This window comes from Amycolatopsis sp. 505 (assembly GCF_031625235.1).
Lineage (GTDB): Bacteria > Actinomycetota > Actinomycetes > Mycobacteriales > Pseudonocardiaceae > Amycolatopsis.
In genome coordinates, this window is the sequence record NZ_JACKQP010000007.1 from 106,640 (window position 1) to 130,305 (window position 23,666).

The 23,666-nt window shown below is 71.5% G+C and carries 20 protein-coding genes; 4 read left to right on the top strand and 16 right to left on the bottom strand.

Annotation, left to right across the window (positions count from 1 at the left end):
- Window positions 1–21 precede the first annotated feature (21 nt).
- Both H5965_RS25495 and H5965_RS25500 read left to right on the top strand, forming a co-directional pair.
- The gene (locus H5965_RS25495; RefSeq protein ID WP_310972771.1) at window positions 22–1,023 is read left to right on the top strand and encodes an SPFH domain-containing protein; all 1,002 of its coding nucleotides are present in this window, start codon (window positions 22–24) and stop codon (window positions 1,021–1,023) included.
- On the top strand, window positions 1,020–1,889 hold the full coding sequence (locus H5965_RS25500; RefSeq protein ID WP_310972772.1) for a hypothetical protein: 870 nt from the start codon (window positions 1,020–1,022) through the stop codon (window positions 1,887–1,889). The genes H5965_RS25495 and H5965_RS25500 overlap by 4 nt, the downstream gene beginning before the upstream one ends.
- Before the next feature lie 87 nt (window positions 1,890–1,976).
- On the opposite strand, the gene H5965_RS25505 is transcribed toward H5965_RS25500, so the two are convergent.
- Window positions 1,977–4,199, bottom strand: coding sequence for a glycoside hydrolase family 15 protein (locus tag H5965_RS25505; RefSeq protein WP_310972773.1), 2,223 nt, complete (start codon window positions 4,197–4,199; stop codon window positions 1,977–1,979).
- A gap of 265 nt (window positions 4,200–4,464) precedes the next feature.
- On the bottom strand, window positions 4,465–5,160 hold the full coding sequence (locus H5965_RS25510; protein WP_310972774.1) for a TetR/AcrR family transcriptional regulator: 696 nt from the start codon (window positions 5,158–5,160) through the stop codon (window positions 4,465–4,467).
- 87 nt (window positions 5,161–5,247) lie between these two features.
- On the opposite strand from H5965_RS25510, the gene H5965_RS25515 reads away from it, so the two are divergent.
- Window positions 5,248–6,243 carry an aldo/keto reductase gene (locus tag H5965_RS25515; RefSeq protein WP_310972775.1) on the top strand — a complete coding sequence of 332 codons (996 nt, stop codon included), beginning with the start codon at window positions 5,248–5,250 and terminating at the stop codon, window positions 6,241–6,243.
- Here H5965_RS25515 and H5965_RS25520 read toward each other — a convergent pair.
- From H5965_RS25520 to H5965_RS25585, 14 genes are all read right to left on the bottom strand, one after another.
- Entirely contained in the window at window positions 6,222–7,322 is a 1,101-nt protein-coding gene (locus H5965_RS25520) for a glycerate kinase (protein WP_310972776.1), read from the bottom strand. The two genes, H5965_RS25515 and H5965_RS25520, sit on opposite strands and share 22 nt — an antisense overlap.
- The gene (locus tag H5965_RS25525) at window positions 7,319–7,696 is read right to left on the bottom strand and encodes a gamma-glutamylcyclotransferase (protein WP_310972777.1); all 378 of its coding nucleotides are present in this window, start codon (window positions 7,694–7,696) and stop codon (window positions 7,319–7,321) included. The genes H5965_RS25520 and H5965_RS25525 overlap by 4 nt, the downstream gene beginning before the upstream one ends.
- A gap of 12 nt (window positions 7,697–7,708) precedes the next feature.
- Entirely contained in the window at window positions 7,709–9,154 is a 1,446-nt protein-coding gene (locus H5965_RS25530) for an NCS2 family permease (protein WP_310972778.1), read from the bottom strand.
- 113 nt (window positions 9,155–9,267) lie between these two features.
- Window positions 9,268–9,750, bottom strand: coding sequence for a nucleoside deaminase (locus tag H5965_RS25535; RefSeq protein ID WP_310972779.1), 483 nt, complete (start codon window positions 9,748–9,750; stop codon window positions 9,268–9,270).
- 1 nt (window position 9,751) lies between these two features.
- Entirely contained in the window at window positions 9,752–12,043 is a 2,292-nt protein-coding gene (pucD, locus tag H5965_RS25540) for a xanthine dehydrogenase subunit D (RefSeq protein WP_310972780.1), read from the bottom strand.
- On the bottom strand, window positions 12,040–12,510 hold the full coding sequence (locus H5965_RS25545; RefSeq protein ID WP_310972781.1) for a 2Fe-2S iron-sulfur cluster-binding protein: 471 nt from the start codon (window positions 12,508–12,510) through the stop codon (window positions 12,040–12,042). Before H5965_RS25545 ends, pucD begins: the two co-directional genes overlap by 4 nt.
- A complete protein-coding gene (locus H5965_RS25550) occupies window positions 12,501–13,370 on the bottom strand; it encodes an FAD binding domain-containing protein (RefSeq protein ID WP_310972782.1) in 870 nt (289 codons plus the stop codon). The genes H5965_RS25545 and H5965_RS25550 overlap by 10 nt, the downstream gene beginning before the upstream one ends.
- A gap of 193 nt (window positions 13,371–13,563) precedes the next feature.
- Window positions 13,564–15,252 carry a glyoxylate carboligase gene (gene gcl / locus H5965_RS25555; RefSeq protein ID WP_310972783.1) on the bottom strand — a complete coding sequence of 563 codons (1,689 nt, stop codon included), beginning with the start codon at window positions 15,250–15,252 and terminating at the stop codon, window positions 13,564–13,566.
- Window position 15,253: 1 nt separating this feature from the next.
- Entirely contained in the window at window positions 15,254–16,141 is an 888-nt protein-coding gene (locus tag H5965_RS25560; RefSeq protein WP_310972784.1) for a 2-hydroxy-3-oxopropionate reductase, read from the bottom strand.
- Window positions 16,138–16,950, bottom strand: a complete 813-nt coding sequence (locus H5965_RS25565; protein WP_310972785.1) for a TIM barrel protein — start codon at window positions 16,948–16,950, stop codon at window positions 16,138–16,140. Before H5965_RS25565 ends, H5965_RS25560 begins: the two co-directional genes overlap by 4 nt.
- Window positions 16,951–17,089: 139 nt before the next feature.
- Window positions 17,090–17,947, bottom strand: coding sequence for a 2Fe-2S iron-sulfur cluster-binding protein (locus H5965_RS25570; RefSeq protein WP_310972786.1), 858 nt, complete (start codon window positions 17,945–17,947; stop codon window positions 17,090–17,092).
- The gene (locus H5965_RS25575; protein ID WP_310972787.1) at window positions 17,944–19,689 is read right to left on the bottom strand and encodes an NAD(P)H-dependent oxidoreductase subunit E; all 1,746 of its coding nucleotides are present in this window, start codon (window positions 19,687–19,689) and stop codon (window positions 17,944–17,946) included. The genes H5965_RS25570 and H5965_RS25575 overlap by 4 nt, the downstream gene beginning before the upstream one ends.
- A 1-nt stretch (window position 19,690) precedes the next feature.
- Entirely contained in the window at window positions 19,691–21,610 is a 1,920-nt protein-coding gene (locus tag H5965_RS25580; RefSeq protein ID WP_310972788.1) for a molybdopterin-dependent oxidoreductase, read from the bottom strand.
- A gap of 12 nt (window positions 21,611–21,622) precedes the next feature.
- The gene (locus H5965_RS25585) at window positions 21,623–22,612 is read right to left on the bottom strand and encodes a 2-dehydropantoate 2-reductase (RefSeq protein ID WP_310972789.1); all 990 of its coding nucleotides are present in this window, start codon (window positions 22,610–22,612) and stop codon (window positions 21,623–21,625) included.
- A gap of 252 nt (window positions 22,613–22,864) precedes the next feature.
- On the opposite strand from H5965_RS25585, the gene H5965_RS25590 reads away from it, so the two are divergent.
- Entirely contained in the window at window positions 22,865–23,602 is a 738-nt protein-coding gene (locus H5965_RS25590; protein WP_310972790.1) for a GntR family transcriptional regulator, read from the top strand.
- Window positions 23,603–23,666: the final 64 nt, after the last annotated feature.

The window sequence follows — 23,666 nt, forward strand, 5'->3', positions numbered from 1 at the left end:
CGACGATAAGAGGAGGGCTCCATGGCCGACATCGACCGCCGGTTCGGGTTCCGGCACCTGCGCGGTGCCCCCACCGTGCACATCCGCCACTACCGCCGCGGCAAGCTCGCGCACGACGGCGTCGGGCTGTCGTTCTGGTACCGGCCGCTGACCGCGGTCGTCTCGGAGGTCCCGGTCGACGACCGCGAGCTGCCGCTGCTGTTCCACGCCCGCACGGCCGACTTCCAGGACGTCACCGTCCAGCTCGCCCTCACCTTCCGGATCCAGGACCCGGCACTGGCCGCCCAGCGCATCGACTTCTCCATCGACCCGGACACCGGCCGCTGGCGAAGCGATCCCCTGGCGCAGATCAGCGGGCTGCTCACGGAGAACGTGCAGCAGTACGCCGTCGAGGTGCTGACCCGCATCGACCTGGCCACCGCGCTGGTCGACGGCGTCAGCGCGGTCCGCGACCGGATCCGCGCCGGCCTGGCCGAGGAGGACACGCGGCTCGCGCAGACCGGTTCGGCGGTGATCGACGTCCGGGTCGTCGCGATCCGGGCCGAGCCGGAGGTCGAGAAGGCGCTCCAGACGACCGCGCGGGAGAAGGTGCAGCAGGAGGCCGACCGCGCGACCTTCGAACGCCGCGCGCTCGCCGTCGAACGGGAACGCGCGATCAGCGAAAACGAGCTGCAGAACCAGATCGAGCTGGCCCGCCGCGAGGAGCAGCTGCTCGCCCAGCGCGGCGCCAACGCCCGGCGGCAGGCCGAGGAAGCCGCGGCGGCGAACCGGATCGAGACGGAGGCGCAGGCGTCGCGCGAAGAACGGCTGACGCAGGTGAAGGCCGACGGCAAGCGAGCGCTCGGCGAAGCGGAAGCAGCGGGCGAAGCGGCGCGGCTGGCGGCGTACCGCGATCTGCCGGAGGGCGTGCTGACCGGGCTGGCGCTGAAGGAACTGGCCGGCAACCTGCCGCAGATCGAGAGTCTGGTGCTCACGCCGGACCTGCTCGCGCCGCTGCTGACGAAGCTGGGCGTCCGCTCGTGAGCCTCGCCCCGCGGGTCGTGCTCGTCCACCGCCGCACCGAGCTGGACGAGCTCGTCGCCCGGCACGGCACCCGCGGCCAGGCCGAGTTCTTCCTGCGCACCCGCGGCCGCGACCTCGCCGAGGTGCTCGAAGCCGACAGGACCCTGCGTGCCGCGCTCGCCGCGGCCAGTGCCGCCATCCCGCTGGACTGGCGCCGCGGCGAAGTCGAACGCGCGGACCTCGACCGGTTCCTCTTCACGCCGGAGGACGTCGTCGTGGTGGTCGGGCAGGACGGCCTGATCGCCAACGTGGCCAAGTACCTCGACGGCCAGCCGGTGATCGGCGTCGCGCCCGGTGCCCCCGGCGTCCTGGTCAAGCACCCGGTCGAGGCGGTCGCGGACCTGGTGCGGTCCACGGCCGACGTCGAACACCGGACGATGGCCGAGCTGACCGCGGACGACGGCCAGCGGCTGCTCGCCCTGAACGAGATCTACCTCGGGCACGCCGGGCACCAGACGGCCCGCTACCGGCTGGGGGTCGGTGGCGGGCCGGCGGAACGCCAGGCGTCGTCGGGGATCCTGGTCGGGACGGGCACCGGGGCGACCGGCTGGTGCGGGTCGGTGTGGCGGGAACGCCGCAGCGGCCTGCCCCTGCCGGCGCCCGGCGAGGCCCGGCTGGTCTGGTTCGTGCGGGAGGCGTGGCCGTCGCCGACGACCGGAACCACCTGCACCGAAGGGGAACTGACGCGGGCGCCGCTGACGGTCGAGGTCGAATCGGACCGCCTGGTGGCGTTCGGCGACGGTCTCGAAGCCGACACCGTCGCCCTCACCCGCGGCCAGACGGCGACCTTCGCCCCGGCGGCGAAGACCGTCCGCCTGGTGCGGTGACGGAACGGACGACACGCGTGCCTGGAGGGACGACACGCGTGATTGGAGGGACGACACGGCGAGGGGGCGTGTCGTCCCTCCGGCGGGTCAGGTGCCGTAGCGGGACTTGACGATCGACGGTGTGTCGAGGTTGTGGCCGGCGTCCATGCTCTGGGCCAGGCGCAGGTACTGGCCCTCGGCCCACATCAGCGGGCCCGCGCTGCCGGTCGGACGGCCGAGGCCGAAGCAGGCGACGTCCGCGCGGTCCCAGACCTGCTCGGGCACGAAGTAGCCCTCGTTGACCGAGTCCGCCATCGACTTCAGGTACACCGCGGCCGAGCGCCCGTTGGCCAATTCGTACTGGCCGCGCTCCCCCGACAGCACCGGCCACAGGCGGCCGAAGCGCTGGCTTCCGTTCGCCGGCCAGCCGCTGCAGTTCGCGGTGCTCTCGCCGTAGTTGTCGTGCGGGTAGCGGTGGAAGTAGATGTCACCGTTGGGCAGCGTGACCTGCACCGAGGAGTTGCCGTCCGAGGCTGCGGCCGTCGGGGCCACCGAGTTCGCGATCGTGGCGTCCCCGGCCGGACGAACGCCCAGGCGGACCAGGTCGAGGAAGCCGAAGTCGGTGACGTCGTGCTCGTAGAAGCAGCCTTCGTCGAAGCAGATCGTCGCCGTGTCGTTCGGGTTGCCGGCCCGGTCGAGGCGCTCGTAGTACGTGTGGCCGCCCCAGTACCCGGACGTCGTCACCGTCCAGCCCGCCAGGGCGTTGCGCCAGGTGTCCGCGGTGGACTCCCAGGACGTGGCGCTCGCCGTGTCGCCGTTCGCCCGGGCGAGCGCGCCCGCCGCGATCAGGCCGGCGATCTCCGCGGCCACCGACGACGGCGACTTGCCGTACTGCTCCTCCCAGCGCTCGGTCGTGTCCGGGCCCGTGGCGACGATGTGGTTGGCCGTGGTCTTGACCTTGGCGTACGTGGCGGCGTCGGTGAGTCCGGTCAGCCAGGCCAGGAGGATCGCGTCGGCGTCCTGGTCCAGCTGTTCGCAGCAGCCGAGTTGCTGGGCGCTCGCCCCGCTCACCCCGGAAACCGGGCTGTAGCGCGGGAACGCGCCTGCCGGGTAGGTGGTGCCGTCGCCGGCGGTCGGGGTGGCGATCCACTGGGAGTTCCAGAGGAACTGGGCCATCCGCTTGGCTTGGGCGGTGTCGCCGGCGGCCAGGAGGCCGGTGGCCTGCTGGTACAGGTCCCGGCCCCAGACTCGGTGGTAGCCGTCGTTGAGGTGGTCCCCGTTCGTGTAGTCGCCCCAGGGGGTGGCCAGGCCGGCGACGCTGGCTCCCGGGTGCTGTTTGTCCTCCGCCGTCTTGAGCGCCATGGCCGCCACGTAGTAGGCGCGACGTCGCTGGGTGTCCCCGGAGACACTCGCCGGGGCCGGCTTGAGGCTGTTCACGTACGTGTTCCAGCCGCTTCGGTAGGACGTCGAGACCGCGGTGAATCCGCTGCCCAGGGAGCCGCTGGCCGAGGACGTGGCCGCTGCCGCGGTGCTGCCGTAGCCCAGGGCGACGGTGAACGTGGTGTCCGTGCCGACCGGGATCTGGCCGCACTGGACGACGTTGCCGTTGCCGGCGATGTTGTCGAACTGGCTGTCGAGGTTCTTGTCGGCGCGCAGGTCGGCCAGGCAGTCGCTGCCCGCTCCGGCGTAGCCGTTGTCGTGTGCCGTGAAGCCGGTGGAGGCTCGCAGGGCGGAGACGACCGTGGTGGGTGAGCCGCCGAACAGCGTTTCGGTGCCGCTGGCGACGAGGCCCGTGCCGTCCCACCAGGCGTTGTCGTTCGCTCCTCCGCCCGCCATCGAGGGGTTGGCCAGGAGGTACAGGCGATAGGTTCCGCCGTCGAGGGACTGGAAGCGGGTGTTCGTCAGCAGGGTCGCGCGGGCGGGGTCGGTGACGTAGTTCGTCGTGATCCGGTACTTGCCGCTCTTGGCCGTGTTGGTGATCGTGTACTGGAGCGACTTCTCGTCCGGCATGGTCACGGCGTGGTTCGTGGCGTCTCGCTCGAGGTCCACGAAGGTGCTGCCGTCGGTGACGATGTACTGCATGTCCTGCATGTTGGGGACGTCGGCCCGGGGGTAGAAGACCTCCGAGGTGACGCCGTTCGCGACGGTGAACCAGACCGGGCTGGCGCTTGTCGTCGCCGTTCCGAGGGCGGACTTGTTGCCCGTGGCCCAGGAGGCTCCTCCTCCGCAGCAGTCCGTTGCCGTTCCGGCTGCTTGGGCCGGTGCCGGGAGGAGCGCGGTGAGCAGGATTGCTGCTCCTGCGCAGGCCAGGACGGCTTTCCACCTGATCATTGCGGGCCTCCGACGGCGTTGTCGATGCATATGTTGTTGGCTGCAACATATTGAGGTCTGGGGTGATGACAGGCAATGTCCGGTCGTTCTGTATCGATTCCGACTTGGGCCGGAAGGCGTAGTTGCCGCAACCCCGAAGCCCGGATTGTGACTACGGCCGGCACCACCGCGTCAAGGCGGGAAAGCGTGCCTTGACCCGGTGGCGCCGGCCGTGTTCTGGCTTCGGATCGGGGTTGCGGGGGGCCTGGGTTGGCGGGTGGTTGCCTCAGGCGTCGGCTATGCGGTCCAGCCACTCGGCCAGGAGGGTTCGCTCGGCTTCGGTGAGCGCCGTTGCGCCGTCGAGGCCTGCCCTCAGCGCTATCGCGCGCTCGGGGAGGTCTGAGTCCTGGGGCTGCTCTGTTCCGGTCAGGATTCGGGTCAGTACCGTCTCGCGTGCCGTCGCCGACAACTCTGGGTCGCGCTGATCCTCCGGTGTTGCGATCTGGGTCAGGACCACACCCATTCCTGCCGCGTGGGTCAGGCGGGCCGCCCTCTCCACGCTCACCCTGAGCCTCCCCGCCTCCGCGACGCGCTCGACGATGCTTCGCAGCATCGCCTCCGCTTCCCTCGCCGCCGGGGACGTTCGGCCCGGGCGTGCGTCGCCGTACATCAGGACGTAGAACTCCGGGCGGGACAAGCCGAACTCGATGTGCAAGTCCCAGCCTCTCCTCAGGTCCTCCACCGGGTCGCCCGTCGATCCCAACTCGCGCTTGCTCTTGAGGTACTCGTCGAAGCCGTACGCCGCCACCGCGTCCAGCAGGCCGTCCTTGTCCCCGAACAGCCGGTACAGCGCCGGGGGCTGAACGCCCGCCGCCGCGCTCACCGCTCGGGTCGACAGCCCGTCGCGACCCTCGGCCGCCAGCAGTGCCGCCGCCGCCTGGAGGATTCGCTCACGGGTGTCCAGCGCCGTCTTCGTTGCCATGGTTTCGATGGTAACAAATCCTCGGTAGCACTTGTTCGGTATCGCTGGTAGCGTTAGACTGGTACCGACGGAAACACAGGAGAACCGATGCTCACTCGCACCCTCGGCCGGACCGGTCCGGCCGTCAGCGCCCTCGGCCTCGGGCTGATGGGCATGTCCGATCTGTACGGCCCCGCCGACGAAGCCGAGTCCATCGCGACCATCCACGCCGCCCTCGACGGGGGTGTCACCCTGCTCGACACCGGTGACTTCTACGGCATGGGACACAACGAACTGCTTCTGCGCGACGCCCTGCGCGGGCGCGCTCGCGACCACGCCGTGATCAGCGTCAAGTTCGGCGCCCTGCGCGGCCCCGATGGTTCCTGGCTCGGCTACGACAGCCGTCCCGAGGCCGTCAAGACCTTCCTCGCGTACAGCCTCCGGCGGCTCGGCACCGACTACGTCGACGTCTACCGGCCCGCCCGGCTCGACCCCGCCGTGCCGATCGAAGAGCAGGTCGGGGCCCTGGCCGAGCTCGTCCAGGCCGGCTATGTGCGGCACATCGGACTGTCCGAAGTGGGCGCGGACACCCTGCGCCGCGCCGCCGCCGTGCACCCGATCTCCGACCTGCAGATCGAGTATTCGCTGCTCTCGCGCGGGATCGAAGCCGAGATCCTGCCGGCCGCGCGTGAGCTCGGCGTCGGCGTCACCGCCTACGGCGTTCTGTCGCGCGGGCTGCTCAGCGGCCACTGGACGCCGTCGCGGGAGCTGGCCGCCGGGGACTTCCGCGGCTACAGCCCGCGGTTCCAGGGCGAGAACCTCGAGCGCAACCTCGCCCTGACCGACGCCCTCGCGAAGATCGCCGCGGCCAAGGGGGTCACCACCGCGCAGCTCGCCATCGCCTGGGTCGCCGCGCAGGGCGATGACGTCGTTCCGCTCGTCGGTGCCCGGACCCGTGCGCGCCTCGCCGAGTCACTGGGCACCTCGGACGTCGAGCTTTCCGGCACCGACCTGGCCGAGATCGAGGCCGCCGTCCCGGCCGGGGCCGCCGCCGGCGGGCGGTATGCCGCCGCCCAGCTCGATCACCTCGACAGCGAGAAGTAGTCGGCCGCCACCCGGTGCGCCAGGCGGCGCAGCAGCGGGGCCGCCTCCGCCATGCAGCGCGCCGGGTCCGGCTCCAGGTCCGTCAACGCGTAGGCGGCCGAGATGCCCGCCTCCTTCAGCTGCACCGAAGACAGCCGACAGCGGCCGGAGACCGCGACGCACGGGATGCCCTTGGCCGCCGCGGCCGCGGCCACCCCGGCCGGGGCCTTGCCGGACAACGTCTGCTCGTCCAGCGATCCCTCGCCGGTGATGACCAGCGAAGCTCCGGTCAGGGCCGCGTCGAAGCCGAGCAGGTCCAGGAGCAGCTCGATGCCGGGCCGCACGCGGGCGCCCAGGACGGCCATGGCGGCGAAGCCCACTCCCCCGGCCGCTCCGGCTCCCGGGCGCTCGGCGAACTCGGGTCCGGCGATCGAGGCCCAGTGCCGCAAGGCGGCATCGAGGGTCTCGACGTCGTCGGGGGACGCTCCCTTCTGGGGTCCGTAGACGGCCGCGGCCCCGCGTGGCCCGCAGAGCGGGTTGTCCACGTCGCTCGCCAGCTCGATGTCCACTTCGGACATTCTCGTCACGTCCAGTGAGGCGAGCCGGGACAGGGCCGCACCACCGGAGGGGAGTTCGCGCCCGGCCGCGTCCAGGAGCCGGGCGCCCAGTGCGGTCAGCAGGCCCGCGCCGCCGTCGGTGCCCGCGCTGCCGCCGACGCCGAGGACGATCCGGCGGCAGCCCGCCCGGACCGCCGCCGCGATCACGTCGCCGGTTCCCGCGCTGGTCGCGGTGAGCGGGGCGGGGGCGCCCGGCAGCCGGTGCAGCCCGGACGCCTCGGCCAGCTCGACGATCGCCGTGTCGCCGCGGACCGCGTAGGACGCGGTCACCGGGAGGCCGGTGGGACCGCGGGCCGGGACCCGCACGCGCCGGTACCCGGCGGCGACGGCCGCGTCGACCGTGCCCTCGCCGCCGTCGGCCACCGGGAGGGTCGTCACCGCCGCCGCGGGGTGGACGTCGGCGAGACCGGCCGCCACCGCCGACGCCACCTCCCCCGCGGTCAGCGACCCCTTGAACTTGTCCGGCGCGATCAGGACCTTCACGCGCTCGCCTTGAACGCCCGCCAGTCGCCGATCTCGGTGATGTCGCGCAGGGCGACGTGCGAGGTGTACGGCCGCCGCAGCAGCATCGCGAACGCCGAACTCCCGTCCGCCAGCTCCACCACCCCCAGCTCCAGCTCGTGCGGCTCGGACGGCAGCACCCGGTCCCGCAGGTCGTCCAGCGAGACGTCGTAGACCTCGCCGGTCACCTCGGCGCCACCGTGGGACACCGGGTACAGCGCCGGGCACTGGTCGCCGACCGCGTAGAACCGGTACTTCGCCGCGGTCCGCGCGTTGCCCACGAACGGTGATCCTTCGAGCAGGTGGTGCAGTGGCTCGCCGCGCATGGCGCCGCCGTTGAAGAACATCAGGGCCACGAGGGAACTCCTTTACCGGAAGAGGGCTTCGACGCCGTCGATGGCGAAGTACACCGCGAACACCAGGGCCAGCAGGCTCAGCAGCCAGCCGGCTTCGCGCCACTTGCCCCGGCCGATCTTGATCAGCACGAAGGCGATCAGGCCGGCGCCGACACCGTTGGTGATCGAGTAGGTGAACGGGATCAGGGCCGCGGTCAGGAACACCGGGATCGTGTAGTCCGGGTCGTGCCACGGGATGGTCCGGCACTGCGCGACCATCATGCCGCCGATGACCACCAGCGCGGGGGCCGCGGCCTGGGCCGGGACGACCCCGGCCAGCGGTGTGAACAGCAGGGTTCCGGCGAACAGCACGCCGGTGACGACGCTGGCCAGCCCGGTCCGCGCGCCCTCGCCGACGCCGGCCGCCGATTCGAGGAACACCGTGTTCGGCGACGAGCCGGTGACGCCGCCCGCGATCGCGCCGGCGCCGTCGACCAGCAGGATGCGGCCCATCCGCGGGACTTTCCCGTTCTTCGACAGCCCGGCTTCGTCGGAGACGCTGGTGATCGTGCCCATGGCGTCGAAGAAGCCGGACAGCACCAGGGTGAACAGGAAGACCGTCGCCGCGAGCGCGCCTGCCGAGGCGAAGCCGCCGAAGAGGTCGATGTGCCCGAAGAGCCCGAAGTCCGGGGCGGCGAGGACGTGGTCGGGCAGTTCCGGGGTCGTGAGCCCCCAGCCGCCGACGCCGAAGCCCTGGTGCAGCACGACGGCGAGCACGGTGGCCACCCCGATGCTGATCAGCACCGCGCCCGGGACCTTCCGGGCCATCAGCACGATCATCAGCAACAGGCCGAAGCAGAAGACGACGATCGGCCAGCCGTGCAGGTGCCCGCTTGCCCCGAGCCGCACCGGGACCGTGGTTTGCGCCGAGTCCGGCACCCGGGTCACGAACCCGGCGCTGACCAGGCCGACCAGGGCGATGTAGAGCCCGATCCCGACGGTGATCGCCATTTTGAGCGGTCGCGGGATGGCGTTCATGATCCGTTCGCGGACCCCGCTGACGGCCATCAGCACGATGCAGACGCCTTCGAGCACGACCAGGCCGAACGCCTGCGCCCAGGTCATCTCCGGGGCCATCTGGAAGGCGACGATGCCGTTGATGCCCAGGCCGGCGGCGAGCGCGAGGGGCGCGTTGCCGACGAGTCCCATGAGGACGGTCATCACGGCGGCGGCCAGCGCGGTCGCCGTGGTCACCTGCGCGGCCGAGAGCCGGGCGCCGGTGATGTCGGCGGAGGCGCCGAGGATGAGCGGGTTCAGCAGCACGATGTAGGCCATCGCGACGAACGTGGTGACGCCGCCGCGGACTTCACGGCCGATGGTGCTCTGCCGGGCCCGCAGTTCGAAGAGCTTGTCGAGCAGTGAACGGCGTTGCGGGGGTATTTCGTCGACTACGGGGGTGGGGACTTCGGTCTGGGTCATGGCGTCCTGCCCTTGCCGGTGGGTGTGCTCGGCCAGGCCAAGGCACAGCGCCGTGCCTGGGCGAGCGGGACGTTCGATTCGGTTGTGCTCCGGTCAGCTGCTGACTTCGTGGGTCAGTAGTCGGTGCGGTCGGCTTTGTCGAGCCAGGCCGCGAAGGGGGCGAAACCGTCCTTTGCGGACAGCCGGGTCACGGGGACCGTCCACGTCTCGCGCGGGCGGTCGAAGAGTTCGTAGAAGGCGCGGTCGTCGAAGCCGGCCTTGGCCGCGTCGTCGCGGTCGGCGGCGAAGAGGACCTTGTCCACCCGCGCCCACAGCGCCGACGACAGGCACATCGGGCACGGCTCGCAGCTGGAGACGAGCACGCAGCCGTCCAGCTTGAACGTCCCCAGTTCCTGGCAGGCCGCGCGGATCGCGACGACTTCGGCGTGCGCGGTCGGGTCCAGGTTCGCCGTGACGCGGTTGACGCCGGTCGCGACGACCTCGCCGTCCTTCACGATCAGCGCGCCGAAGGGGCCGCCGCCGTTCTCGACGTTGTGCGTGGCGATGCGGACGGCTTCGTCCAGCCAGTCCTGTTCGGTCGAAAGGGACGTGGTCATCTCAGACTCCGGTGATGTGCTCGGGGCGGATCGGGACGCGCGGCAGCTCGAGGCCGGTGGCCGCGCGGATGGCGTTGGCGATCGCCGGCGTGGCCGAGATCGTGGGTGGTTCGCCGACGCCGCGGACGCCGTAGGGCGCGTGCGGGTCGGGGCGCTCGAGGACGTCGACGCGCATCGGCGGCATGTCGAGGATGGTCGGGATGAGGTAGTCGGTGAACGACGGGTTCCGCACCTTGCCGTCCTGGACCAGGATCTCCTCCATCACCGCCAGGCCGAGGCCCTGCGCCGAGCCGCCCTGGATCTGGGCGACGACGGCGTCGGGGTTCATCGCCTTGCCGACGTCCTGGGCGCAGTCGAGCTGCACCACCTTGACCAGGCCGAGGTTCAGGTCGACGTCGACCACCGCTCGGTGGGCGGAGAAGCCGTACTGGACGTGGGCGTCGCCCTGCCCGGTTTCCGGGTCGAGCGGGTAGGTCGGCCGGTGGTGGAACTCGCGGGTCTCCTCGATCGCCGTGTCGCCGAGCAGCTCGGCCAGGTCCGCGACGACTTCGCCGTCGGCCGCGACCACCTTGCCGCCGGCGAGCGTCAAGCCCGCACCGGAAACGCCGAGGCGGCCGTACACCGCCTCCGCGACCGCGCGGCAGGCGTTGCGGACCGCGCCGCCGGTGACGTAGGTCTGCCGCGACGCCGAACTGGAGCCGGCGTCGCCGACGCTCGTGTCGGCCGGGTGCACGCTCACCCGCGTCACGCCCAGCTCGGTGCGGGCGATCTGCTGCTGCAGCGTCACCAGCCCCTGCCCGACCTCCGCGGCCGCGGTGTGCACCATCGCCACCGCCTCCCCGCCGAGCACTTCCAGCCGGACGCGGGCGGTCGAGTAGTCGTCGAGGCCTTCGGCGTAGGAGATGTTCTTGATCGTCACGCCGTAGCCGACCCCGCGGACCACGCCTTCGCCGTGGGTGGTGTTCGACGCCCCGCCCGGGAGGTCGCGGATGTCGCGCGCACCGGCGGGCACGGGCGGCAGCGGCAGGTCGCGGACCCGCTGGACCAGTTCCGCCACCGGCGCCGGGAAGTCGACCACCTGCCCGGTGACCACAGTGGACCCTTCGCTCAGCGCGTTGCGGATCCGCAGTTCCGCCGGGTCCAGGCCCAGAGCGGCCGCCAGCTTGTCCATCTGGGACTCGTAGGCGTACGTCGGCTGCACCGCGCCGAGGCCGCGCATCGCCCCGCAGGTCGGGTTGTTCGTGTAGACGCCCCAGCCCTCGATGTGCGCGTTCGGGACGTCGTAGGGACCGACGCTGAGCGTGGTGCCGTTGCCGACCACGACCGGCGTCTTGGACGCGTACGCGCCGCCGTCGAAGTACAGCTTCGCCCGGACGTAGACGAGCTTCCCGTCGCGAGTGGCGCCGTGCTCGTAGTACATCTTCGCCGGGTGGCGGTGGACGTGCCCGAAGAACGACTCCAGCCGGTTGTAGCTCATCTTCACCGGCCGGCCGGTGCGCAGGGCCAGCATGCAGGAATGGATCTGCATGGACAGGTCCTCGCGGCCGCCGAAGGCGCCACCGACGCCGGACAGCGTCAGCCGCACCTTCTCCAGGGGCAGGCCGAGGGCCTTCGCCGTCTGGCGCTGGTCGACGTGCAGCCACTGGGTGGCCAGGTAGAGGTCGACGCCACCGTCCTCGGCGGGCACCGCGAGCCCGGACTCCGGGCCGAGGAACGCCTGGTCCTGCATCCCGATCTCGTAGACGCCGGACACCACGACGTCCGCGGTCGCGTCCGGGTCGCCCTTGACGATCCGCTGGTGGCGGACCAGGTTCCCGCCCGGGTGCAGCTTCGGCAGCGTGTCGTCGTGCGCGGCCCGCTCGGGGTCGGTGACCGGCTCGAGGACGTCGTACTCGACGACGATCTCCTTGAGCGCCTGCCGCGCGATCTCCGGGTGGTCCGCGGCCAGGATCGCGACCGGTTCCCCCTGGTAGCGCACCAGGTCGGCGGCCAGCGCCGGGGTGTCCTGGAACTTGAGGCCGTAGACGTTCTCCCCCGGGACGTCCTCGTGCGTCAGCACCGCGTGCACCCCCGGCTGGGCGAGCGCGCGGGAGACGTCGAGGCGGACGATCCGGGCGTGCGGGTGCGGGCTGCGCAGGGTCGCGCCCCACAGCATGTCCTCGTGCCACAGGTCCGAGGAGTAGGCGAACTCGCCGCGCACCTTGAGCGTGCCGTCCGGGCGCAGCGGGCTCTCGCCGATGCCGCCGGCGATCGTGTCGTGCAGCTCCTGCGGGGAGCGGGCCGGGGCGCTCATCGGACGGCCTTGCGGGCAGCGGCGTCGCGGACGGCGTCGAGGATCTTCTCGTAGCCCGTGCAACGGCAGAGGTTGCCGGCCAGGGCCTCGCGGATCTCGACGTCGGACGGCTCGGGGCTCCGCTCGATCAGGTCGTGGGCGGCCACCAGCAGGCCGGGGGTGCAGAAGCCGCACTGGACGGCGCCGCGCTCGACGAACGCCTCCTGCACCGGGTCCAGCGCTTCCCCGTCGGCCAGGCCCTCGACCGTGACCACCTCGCGGCCCTCGGCCTGCCCGGCCGCGACCAGGCAGGCACACGCCGGGACGCCGTCGAGGTAGACCGTGCACGAACCGCATTCGCCCTGCTCGCAGGCGTTCTTCGAGCCGGGCAGACCGAGCCGCTCGCGCAGCAGGTAAAGGAGGCTCTCGCCTTCCCAGACGTTGTCCGCCCGGCGGGGTTCGCCGTTGACGGTGACGTTCACGCGCACTTCGCGCTCCCTCCGCAGTATTCGGTCCAGGCCCAGGTCAGCGTCCTTCGCGCCATGACGCCCAACGCGTGGCGCCGGTAGGCCGCGCTCCCCCGGACGTCGTCGATCGGCGACGCGGCCGCCGCGACCAGGTCGCCGAAGCGGCGTTTCACCGAGTCGGTGATCGGCTTCGGTGACTCCCAGTCGAGCTCGGCGGCCAGGAACTCCTCGGCGTCGAAGGCCCGCCGCGGGGTCGGCGCGGCCGAGCCGACGCCGGTGCCGACCCGGCGTTGTTCCGGGTGCAACGCCAGGCCGAAGGCGGCGACGGCGATCACCATGGCGTTGCGGGTGCCGATCTTGCTGAACTGCTGCGGCCCGGTGGCCGGCGCGAGCAGGACACCGGTGATCAGCTCGTCCGGTTCCAGGACGTTCTTCTTGACCCCGATGTAGAAGTCCTTCGCCGCGACGATCCGCGTCCCGCGGACGGAGGCGATCTCGACCTCGGCGTCCGCGGCCAGCAGGGCCGGGTGCGCGTCGCCCGCGGGCGAGGCCGCGCCGAGGTTGCCGCCCACCGAACCGCGGTTGCGGATCTGCGGCGAGCCGACGGTCCGCGCGGCCATGGCCAGGCCGGGCAGCCGCGTGCCGAGCTCGGTGATGATCCGGGTGTAGGGCACGGCCGCGCCGATCCGGATCCGGCCGCCGTCGGTGCCGTGCTCGTGCAGCTCGGACACGCGCCCGAGGTCGAGGAGCGACTCCGGGCGGCGGTGGTCGAAGTTGAGCTCGACCATCACGTCCGTGCCGCCGGCGATCGGGACCGCACCGGGGTTCGCGGCGCGCGCGGCGAGCGCGTCGGCCAGCGAGGCGGGTCGGAGGAATTCCACTGTGGACGTCCTTTCGGGGCTGCTTCGGCAAGAAGTACACACGCTGAGCTGTGGCCGCGACCACGGCAAAACCCCTGAAAGACGGGTGAATTTACGGCCCGCGTTTGTACTTTCCTCCAACGCCTTGATCGCGGGCGCGCCAAGGCCGCCGCACGAGGTCGGGACTCGTGCGGCGGCCGTGGTCACGCGGGTGCTACGCGGGCTCGAACTCCTTCACGGCGTCGAGGGCGGCGCCCATCGCCGCGTTGCCCTCGCGCTCGATCATGATCTCGACCAGGACCGGACGGCTGGTCCGCTCGGCTTCCTTGCGCGCCCACTCCAGGGACGTCCGGATCTCCCCCGGCTCGTGCACGCGGGTGCCGGAGCAGCCGTAGGCCTCCATGATCTTCACGTTGTCCGTGCCGATCGAGTCGTAGTGGATGTCGACCTCGAAGTTCATCTCGTAGCCGGTCTCGGCCTGGCGGATGAGCCCGAGGTACTCGTTGTTCAGCATGATCAGCACGAACCCGACGTCGTACTGGGCGGCCACCGCCAGCTCCTCGACCAGGAACTGGAACGAGTAGTCGCCGACCACGCCGACCACCTCGGCGTCCGGCCGGGCCTTCTTCACCCCGATCGCGGCCGGGATCTCCCAGCCGAGCGGGCCGGCCTGGCCGCAGACCTGGTAGTGGCGCGGCTTGTGCGCCTTCTGGAACTGGCCCGACCAGATCTGGTACAGCCCGATCGCGGTGACGAAGTAGGTGTCCTCACCGAAGGTCTCGTTGATCTCCTTGAAGACGCGCGGCGCCTTGATCGGCAGGCTGTCGAAGTCGTCGCGCCGGGGCAGCGCCTCCTTCAGTTCGCCGATCCGGGCGACCCACTCGCGCCGAGGCGTCACCGAGCGCTGCTCCAGCGCCGCCAGCAGCGCGTCGAGGAACTCCCGCGTGTCCGAGACGATCCCGAGGTCGGGGCCGAACACCTTGCCCAGCTGGGTGGGTTCGATGTCGACGTGGATGAACTTGCGGTCGCCGCGGTAGACCGACAGCTCGCCGGTGTGCCGGTCGCCGAACCGCGCGCCCAGCGCGAGCACGAGGTCCGACTCCAGGAAGGCCGCGTTGGCCCAGCGCTGGGACGTCTGGATGCCCGCCATCCCGGCGAACAGCTCGTGGTCCTCGGGGAAGCTGCCCTTGCCCATCAGCGTCACCTGCACCGGGACGCCGAGCCGCTCGGCCGCGGCCCGCAGCCGCTCGCTCGCCTCCCCGAGGACGACCCCGCCGCCGGCCAGGATCAGCGGGCGCTCGGCGGCCAGCAGCAGGTCCAGCGCCCGCTCCACCCGGGCGGGCGCCGGCGTCACCCGGGTCACCGGCAGCGGCGAGTCGATCGAGGAGTCCCACTCGATGTCCTGCTTCTGGACGTCGATGGGCAGGTCGATGAGCACCGGGCCGGGCCGGCCCGAACGGGCGATCCGGAACGCCTCGCGGAAGATCCACGGCAGCTGCGCGGCCTCCTTGACCTGCACCGCCCACTTCGTCACCGGCTTGGCGATCTCCACGATGTCGACGGCCTGGAAGGCCTCCTGGTGCAGCTTGGTCGTGGCGGCCTGGCCGGTGATGCAGATGATCGGGATCGAGTCCGCGTGTGCCGTGTAGAGCCCGGTGATCATGTTCGTCCCGGCCGGGCCGGACGTGCCGATGGCGATGCCGACGTTGCCGTTCGTCCTGGCCCAGCCGTCGGCCATGTGCGTCGCGCCCTCTTCGTGGCGGACGATCAGGTGCTCGATCGCCCGGCCTTGTAGGGCGTTATACAGCGGGAGGATGGCGGCGCCGGGGCAGCCGAAGACGGTGTCGACGCCTTCGCTCTCGAGGACGTCGACGACCGCCTGCATCGCGGGGATCCGGGGCATGTCACACCTCCGCCGGGACGCGGCCCGACAACTGTTCGACGACCTTCAGCAAGGCCGAGTGGTCCAGGGAGCCGTACCCCATGGCGCGGCCGGCGGCGACGAGCTGGGCGACCAGCCCGGTGAGCGGGAGCGCGACGCCGGCCTGCCGGGCGGCGGCCAGTGCGATCCCCATGTCCTTGTGGTGCAGGTCGATCCGGAACCCGGGCGCGAACTCCCGCTCCACCATGGACTTGCGCTTGAGTTCGAGGATCCGGCTGCCGGCGAGCCCGCCCGCGAGGACGTCGAGGCCCGTGGCGGCGTCCACACCGGACGCTTCCAGCAGCACGATCGCCTCGGCGACCAGGCCGTAGATCCCGCCCACGACGAGCTGGTTCGCGGCCTTGACGACCTGGCCGGCGCCGTGCGGCCCGACGTGCACGATGGTCTTGCCGACCACGTCCAGGACCGCCTTCGCGGCCTCGAAGTCGTCCGCGTCGCCGCCGACCATGATGGACAGGGACGCCTGCTCGGCGCCGGCCTGCCCGCCGGACACGGGCGCGTCGAGGACGCGGACCTTCCTGTCCCGCGCGGCTTCCGCGATCGCGATCGACGTCTCGGGCCGGATGGTGCTCATGTCGATCAGCAGCGTGCCGGGCTCGGCGGTGTCCAGGACGCCGCCCGCGGCCAGCACCACCTCCTCGACGTGCGGGTGGTTCGGCAGCATCGTGATGACGACGTCCACCCCGGCGACCGCGTCGGCGACGCTCGTCGCGGCGCGCCCGCCGGCGGCCTCGAGCTTCTCGCCCGCGGCCGGGGTGACGTCGTAGCCGCCGACGTCGTGACCGGCCGCGACCAGGTGCGCGGCCATCGGGGCGCCCATCACGCCCAGTCCGATGAATCCCAGTTTCATGCTCGTCCCCTTCGGGTTTTCGGCAGCCAGGCCAGCGACGTGACGGTGTCGGGGTCCGGGACGTACTCGATCCCGACGAACCCGGCGTAGCCCGCGTTCTGCAGCTTCGCGAGGTGTCCCTCGATGTCCAGCTCGCCCGTGCCGGGCTGGTGGCGGCCCGGTGCGTCGGCGATCTGCACGTGCCCGATCCGGGAAAGGTGCGTCGTCGCCAGGGCGTCCAGGTCGTCGCCGTTGACTGCCAGGTGGTACAGGTCGGCCAGCAGCCGCACGTTTTCGCGCCCGAGGTCGTCGAGCACGGCCACGGCGTCCGCGGCGGTCTTGAGCGGGTAGCGGTCCGCACCGGAGAGCGGTTCGAGCACCAGCTGCGCACCGATCCGCGCGGCGGCGTCGGCGGCCTTGTCCAGGTGCGCGCGGGCCAGGTCGTCCTGCTTGGCCGGGTCTTCGCCGTCGAGCCGGTTGCCGTAGAGCGCGTTGAAGCTGCGGCACCCGGTGCGTTCGGCGATGCCGAGGGCGACGACGAGGCTGTCGGCGAACTCGGCCTCCCGCCCGAGCCAGCTCACCAGGCCCCGCTCCCCCGCGGCCATGTCCCCGGCGTAGAAGTTCAGCCCCCGCAGCCGGACGCCGTCCAGGCTCCGCACGAAGGCGTCGACCTCGTCGCGCGCGGGAACCGCGCTGTCGAACGGCCACCAGTACTCGACGTCGGTGAACCCGGCCTCCCGCGCGGCGGCCGCGCGCTCGAGCAGCGGTACCTCCTTGAACAGGATCGACAGGTTGGCGACGTACGGCAGGGAGTGGCCCTCTTCAGGCATCGCGACCTCAAATTTCGCTATCCGGAATTTTTCTTTCGCATATCGAGAATAGCCCCTGACCTGCGCCGGGGTCAACGCCCGGACGGCGAAGGCGCCGCGACTCGTCGAGTCACGGCGCCTTCGGACGAACGGGGTACCGCTACCGGTTCTGGACGTGCTGCCAGCCGAACCGGCCCTTGATGCACAGGTTCCCGTGCGTCACCGAGCTGTCGTGCGGCGAAGTCACCTTCACGATCTCGTTGTCCTGGACGTGCAGCGTCAGGTTGCACCCGACTCCGCAGAAGGTGCAGACCGTCGTCGTCGCGGTCTGGCGGGACTCGTCCCAGGAGCCGTCCGAACGCTTGTCGTACTCGCGCTTGAAACTCAGCGCCCCGGTCGGGCACACCTCGACGCAGTTGCCGCAGTACACGCAGGCGCTGTCCGGCAACGGGTTCGCGAACTCCGTCGAGATCCGGGCGTCGAAGCCACGGCCGGCGACGGTGATCGCGAACGAGTTCTGCCACTGCTCGCCGCACGCGTCGACGCACTTGTAGCAGAGGATGCACTTGCCGTAGTCCCGGACGTACAGCTCGTTGTCCACCAGGGCCGGCTGCGCCACCGTGGCCGCGTACGGGCCGAAGCGGTCCGGATCGGCTCCCGTGGCGGCCAGCCACTCCGCGACGCCCGGCGTCGTCGAGAGGTCCGTGGCCGAGGCCAGGAGTTCGAGGACCACCTTGCGGCTGGTGCGCGTCCGCTCGGAATCCGTGCGGACGACCATGCCCGGCTCGGCCTTGCGCGAGCAGGACGGCACCAGCGTCCGGGAACCTTCGACCTCGACCATGCAGACGCGGCAGGCGTTCGCCGGCTCCAGGGTGTCGCCGTAGCACAGCGTCGGGATGTCCTTGCCCACCGCCGTGCACGCGTCCAGGATCGTCGACCCTTCCGGCACCCGGATCGTCTCACCGTCCACAGTGAACTCGACCAGCCGCTTCGGGATTCCGATGTCCACAATGGTCACTTCAGGGCCCCCAGCCGGTCGATGGCGGATTCGATGGCGTTCCAGGCGGTCTGGCCGAGACCGCAGATCGACGAGTCGCGCATGACCCCGCCGACCTCGCGCAGCAGCGGCCGCTCCTCCGAACCGGAGGCGAGGACACGCCGGATCGCCTCCTCCTGCCGCACCGTCCCGATCCGGCACGGGACGCACTGGCCGCACGACTCGTCGCGGAAGAACTCCGCGATCCGCAGCAGGAACCCGCCGAGGTCGGCGAGGTCGTCGAGGACCAGGACGACACCCGAGCCGAGCGTCGTCTTCGCCGCCCGCGCGTCCTCGAACGTCAGCGGCAGGTCCAGCTCGTCCGGCCGGACGAACCCGCCGGCCGCGCCGCCCAGCAGGATCGCGCGCAAGGACCGGCCCGAAGCCACTCCCCCGGCCAGCGCGAGCAGTTCCCGCAGGGTCGTCCCGAACGGCACTTCGTAGACACCGGGACGTTCGACGTTCCCGGACAGGCAGAACAGCTTCGGCCCGGCCGACGCCTCGGTGCCGAGCGACCGGTAGGCCGCCGCCCCCTCGGTGAGGATCAGTGGCACGTTGACGAGGGTCTCGACGTTGTTCACCACGGTCGGCTTGCCGAACAGCCCCTGCTCGACCGGGAACGGCGGCTTCGTGCGGGGCTCGCCGCGGAAACCCTCGATCGAGTTGAAGATCGCGGTCTCCTCGCCGCAGATGTAGGCGCCCGCGCCACGCCGGATCTCGATGTCGAACGAGAACCCTTGATGGCCCATGATGTCCACGCCGAGGAACCCGCGCTCGCGGCACACTTCCAGTGCGTTGCGCAGCAGCCGCAATGCGCGCGGGTACTCGCCGCGCAGGTAGACGAAGCCGCGGGTGGCGCCGATCGCGTACGCCGCGATCGTCATGGACTCCACCAGCGCGAAGGGGTCGCCCTCCAGGAGCACCCGGTCCTTGAACGTGCCGGGCTCGCTTTCGTCGGCGTTGCACACCAGGTAGTGCGGCCCGGCGGGCTGGGCGGCGGTGGCGGCCCACTTGCGCCCGGTCGGGAACGCGGCCCCGCCGCGGCCGAGCAGGCCGGAGTCGGTCACCTCGCGGATCACCGCGGCCTGGCCCATGCGCAGGGCGTTGCGCAGGGCCGCGTAACCGCCGGACGCGCGGTAGCCGTCCAGACTGGCCGGGTCGACCAGGCCCACCCGGCGGAGCAGCCGGAGCCCGTCCTCCTGGTGGATCACCGGCGGCGCACCCTCCGAACGGGACGGTGGCCGCCCGGCGGCGAGCACGGCCGACGCGCCGGTCGCCGGGGCGAGCAGCTCGGTCGTGGCCGGGTCGCCGGCCTGGAACGTCAGCGCCGCGGGGGCCCGTTCGCAGGCGCCGAGGCACGGGCTGCGCAGCCACGTGACCCCGCCGCGCGCCTTCCCCGCGGCGCCGACGTGCTCGGTGAGGACGTCGCAGACCGTGTCCGCGCCCTGGATCCGGCAGGCCAGGTCGGTGCACACGTGCACCACCCGCTCCGGGCGTTCCTCCAGCGCGAACAGCGAGTAGAAACTCGCCACGCCGTACGCGTCGGCGGGCGGCACGTGCAGCGTCTCGCAGATGAGGTTCAGCGCGCCCTGGCTGATCCAGCCGACCCGGTCGTTGACCGCGTGCAGGGCCGGCAGCAGCTGGTCCCGGCCGCCGCCGGCGAACCCGGCGACCGCCTCCCGCTCTTCGCGCGACGCGACGGCGTCCAGCAGTTTGAGGTCCATTTCAGACCTCGGCGGGGAGCTTGTCGACGCGGATGGCGGCCGCCTTGTACTCGGCGGTCCCGGCGATCGGGCAGGTGGCCTCGATGGTGATGACGTTGACGTCGACCTCGTCCGGGAAGTGGAAGGTCATGAACGCCAGTCCCGGTTTCAGCCCCGTGTCCAGCCGGACCGGGGCGACGATCTCCCCGCGCCGGGACGAGATCCGGACCAGTTCGCCGGGCTGGACGCCCAGCGCCCGCGCGTCCTCCGGGCACAGGTCCAGGGTCTCCCCCTGCCGCAATGGCGACGGGAACCCGCCGGACTGGACGCCGGTGTTGTACGAATCGAGGCGCCGGCCGGTGGTGAGCCGGATCGGGAACTCCTCGGTGAGCAGGTCGACCGGCGGGCTGTGCTCGAGCACCGTGAACGGTGCCGGGCGGCCGCGTTCGGCCGGGTCCCCGGCCCAGAGCCGGCCGTGCAGGAACGTCGATTCGAGGGTGTCCTCGGAGAAGCACGGCCACTGGATCCCGCCGAGCTCTTCCAGGCGCGCGTACGACATCCCGGCGTGCATCGGCGACAGCGACCGCAGCTCGTCCCAGACCTCCTCACCGCCGGTGTAGTGCCAGTCGTGGCCGAGCCGGCGGGCGAGCTCCGACAGCAGCTCGACGTCGTCGCGCGCGCCTTCCGGCGGTTGGAGGGCCTTGCGGACGCGCTGGACCCGCCGTTCGGAGTTGGTGAAGGTGCCGTCGCTCTCGCACCAGGCCGCCGACGCCGGGAGCACCACGTCGGCCAGCTGCGCGGTCTTGGTCAGGAAGATGTCCTGCACGACCAGGTGGTCGACGTTGGCCAGCCGCTTGATCGTGTGCTCGCAGTCCGCTTCGGACTGCACGGGGTTCTCGCCGATGATGTACACGCAGGTCAGGTCGCCGCGTTCCATCGCATCGAGCATCTGGGTGAGGTTCAGGCCCTGGCGCGGCGGGATCGCCGAGCCCCACGCGGTGTCGAACTTGGCCCGGACGTCGGCGTCGAGTACGTCCTGGAAGCCGGGGAGCCGGTCCGGGATGGCGCCCATGTCGCCGCCGCCCTGGACGTTGTTCTGCCCGCGCAGGGGGTTCAGCCCGGCGCCGTAGCGGCCGACCTGCCCGGCCAGCAGCGCCAGGTTGATCAGCGACAGGACGTTGTCGGTGCCGTTGTGGTGTTCGGTGATGCCGAGTGTCCAGGACAGCTGGGCGCGATCGGCCCGGGCGTAGGCATGGGCCAGTTCGCGGATCAGCTCGGCCGGGACGCCGGTGGTCTTCTCCGCCGCTTCCAGGGTCCACGGCTCGACCGACGCGGCGAACTCGGCGAACCCCTCGGTGGCCCGCTCGATGAAGGTCGTGTTCGCGAGCCCGGAGTGGATGATCTCCCGGGCGATGGCGTGGGCCAGCGGGATGTCGGTGCCGACCTCGAGCTGCAGCTGCCGGTGCGCCCAGCTCGCCGTGCTGGTCCGCCGCGGGTCGACGACGAACAGCTTCGCTCCCTTGTGGACGGCCTTGAGCACGTGGTGGAAGAAGATCGGGTGCGCCTCGCGGGGGTTGCCGCCCCAGATCACGATGACGTCGGCGTCCTCGATCTCCTGGTAGGAGGACGTGCCGCCACCGCTGCCGAACACCCGCGCCAGCCCGGCGACGCTGGGCGCGTGGCAGGTGCGGTTGCACGAGTCGACGTTGTTCGTGCCGATCACCGCGCGGGCGAACTTCTGGGCGACGAAGTTCATCTCGTTGGTGGCGCGGGCGCACGAGAACATCCCGAACGCCTCGGGCCCCTTGCCGTCCAGGGTGCGGCGGATCCCGGCGGCCGCCCGGTCGAGGGCTTCCTCCCAGGTCGCGGGCCGCAGCACGCCGGAATCGCGCACGAGGGGCCGGGTGAGCCGGACGTACGGCTCGGTGTTCCTGCGCTTCACGGGGACCTCCGGTCAGTGCGACCCGACAGGGACTTTGCTGGTGTGGTCGAGCAGGGAAATCGCGGCGTGGACGTACCGCAGGGCGGGCGCGGGCACGCCGGTGAGGCCGGCCAGCTCGACGACCGCGCCGATGATGGCGTCGATTTCGAGGGGTTTGCCCGCTTCCAGGTCCTGCAGCATCGACGTCTTGTGGTGGCCGACGCGCCAGGCGCCGTCGATGCGCTTCTCGACGGAGATCCGCGGGTCGGCCCCGGCCGCGCGGGCGATGGCCAGGGTCTCGGTCATCATCGTGGCGACGAGCTCGCGGGTGTCCTCGTGCTCGCACATCTGGGCCATGGTCGCCCGGGTCAGCGCCGACAGCGGGTTGAACGCGACGTTGCCCATCAGCTTGATCCAGATGTCGTTGCGCAGGTCGGCTTCGACCGGCGCCTTGAGGCCCCCGGCGATCATCGACGCGCTGAGCACCTTGCAGCGCGCGGAGATCTCGCCGCCGGGCTCACCGAGGGAGAACCGGGTGCCCTCCAGGTGCCGGATGACCCCGGGCTCCTCGATGACCGTCGAGCAGTAGACGACGCAGCCGATCGCCCGCCGCAGTCCGAGCGCCGCGGTGACCGAGCCGCCGGGGTCGACCGTCTCGACCCGCTGCCCTTCCAGCGGGTGACCCCGCAGGCCGTGGAAGTACCACCACGGGATGCCGTTCTGCGCGGCCACGATCGCCGTTTCGGGCCCGAGCAGCGGGGCGAGCAGCTCGCCGCACGAGGCGTAGGAGTTGGCCTTGAGGCCGAGGAACACGAAGTCGACCTTGCCCACTTCGGCGGGGTCGTCCGTGACGTGGGGGTGGGCGGTGAAGTCGCCGCGCGGGCTGAGCACGCGGACGCCGTGCTCGCGCATCGCCGCGAGGTGGGCCCGGCGGGCGATCAGGTGCACCTCCGTCCCGCCGCGGTGCAGCGCGGCCCCGACGTAGGCGCCGATCGCCCCGGCCCCGAGAACAGCCACCTTCATGACGCGCCTCCAAGGTCCAGCAGTATTGCATACAGTATCCTGGATCCATGATCGAGACCAGTCGCCTCGGCCCGACCACTCGGGCGGCGCAACGAAGAGCGACAAATCAGACACCGCGGGTCACTTCGCCCGAGCGTTGTTGATCCACATCGACCCAAATCCGCCTTCCGTGGGTGAGATCCGGGATTTTGCATACCAAAACCTGTATTCTGAGCGCAGGATCAACGCTTCCCTGCCGACTCGAGGTGTCCCGTGAGCCAGCCCGCTTCCCCGTTGCCCGACCGCGGCCCGACCGGCCGCCGCACGGCCAAGGGCTCGCTCAGCTCGACCGCCGCCAAGCGTGTCGAGCGGCCCGCGCCGCTGCGTCAGGTCGTCTACGAAGCACTCGCCGAACTGATCATCAACCGCACCCTCGAACCCGGCCAGCACCTCGTCGAGGCCGACCTCGCCGAGTACCTCGGCGTGAGCCGGCAGCCGGTCCGGGAGGCCCTGCAGCGGCTGCAGAGCGAAGGCTGGGTCGACCTCCGCCCCGCCCAGGGCGCCTTCGTGCACCTGCCCACCGACGAGGAGGCCGACCAGCTGCTCAGCGTCCGCAGCGTGCTGGAGACGCACTCCGCGAAGCTCGCCGCCGGACGGGCCACCCCCGCCGACGTCGCCCGCCTGCAGGAACTGCAGCAGGCCGGCGTCAGCGCGGTCGCCGAGGAGGACACCGAAGGCTTGGTCGCGGCCAACGCCGCCCTCCACGCGTGCATCACCGAACTGTCCGGCAACAAGGTGCTGGCGGAGCTGATCGGCCTGGTCGACCGCCGGGTCCGCTGGTACTACACGCCCATCGCCCGGCCCCGCGGCCAGGACGCCTGGCACGAGCACGAAGAGCTCATCGACGCCATCGCCGCCCAGGACGCCGGCAAGGCCGAGCAGATCATGGCCAAGCACACCGAACGCACCCGCCAGGCCTACCACGAACGTCCGGAAGCTCCCCGATCCTGAGCCTCCCGCGCTCGGACGTCGCGAATGACTCATTCGGGACCTCGGACGTCCCGAATGAGTCATT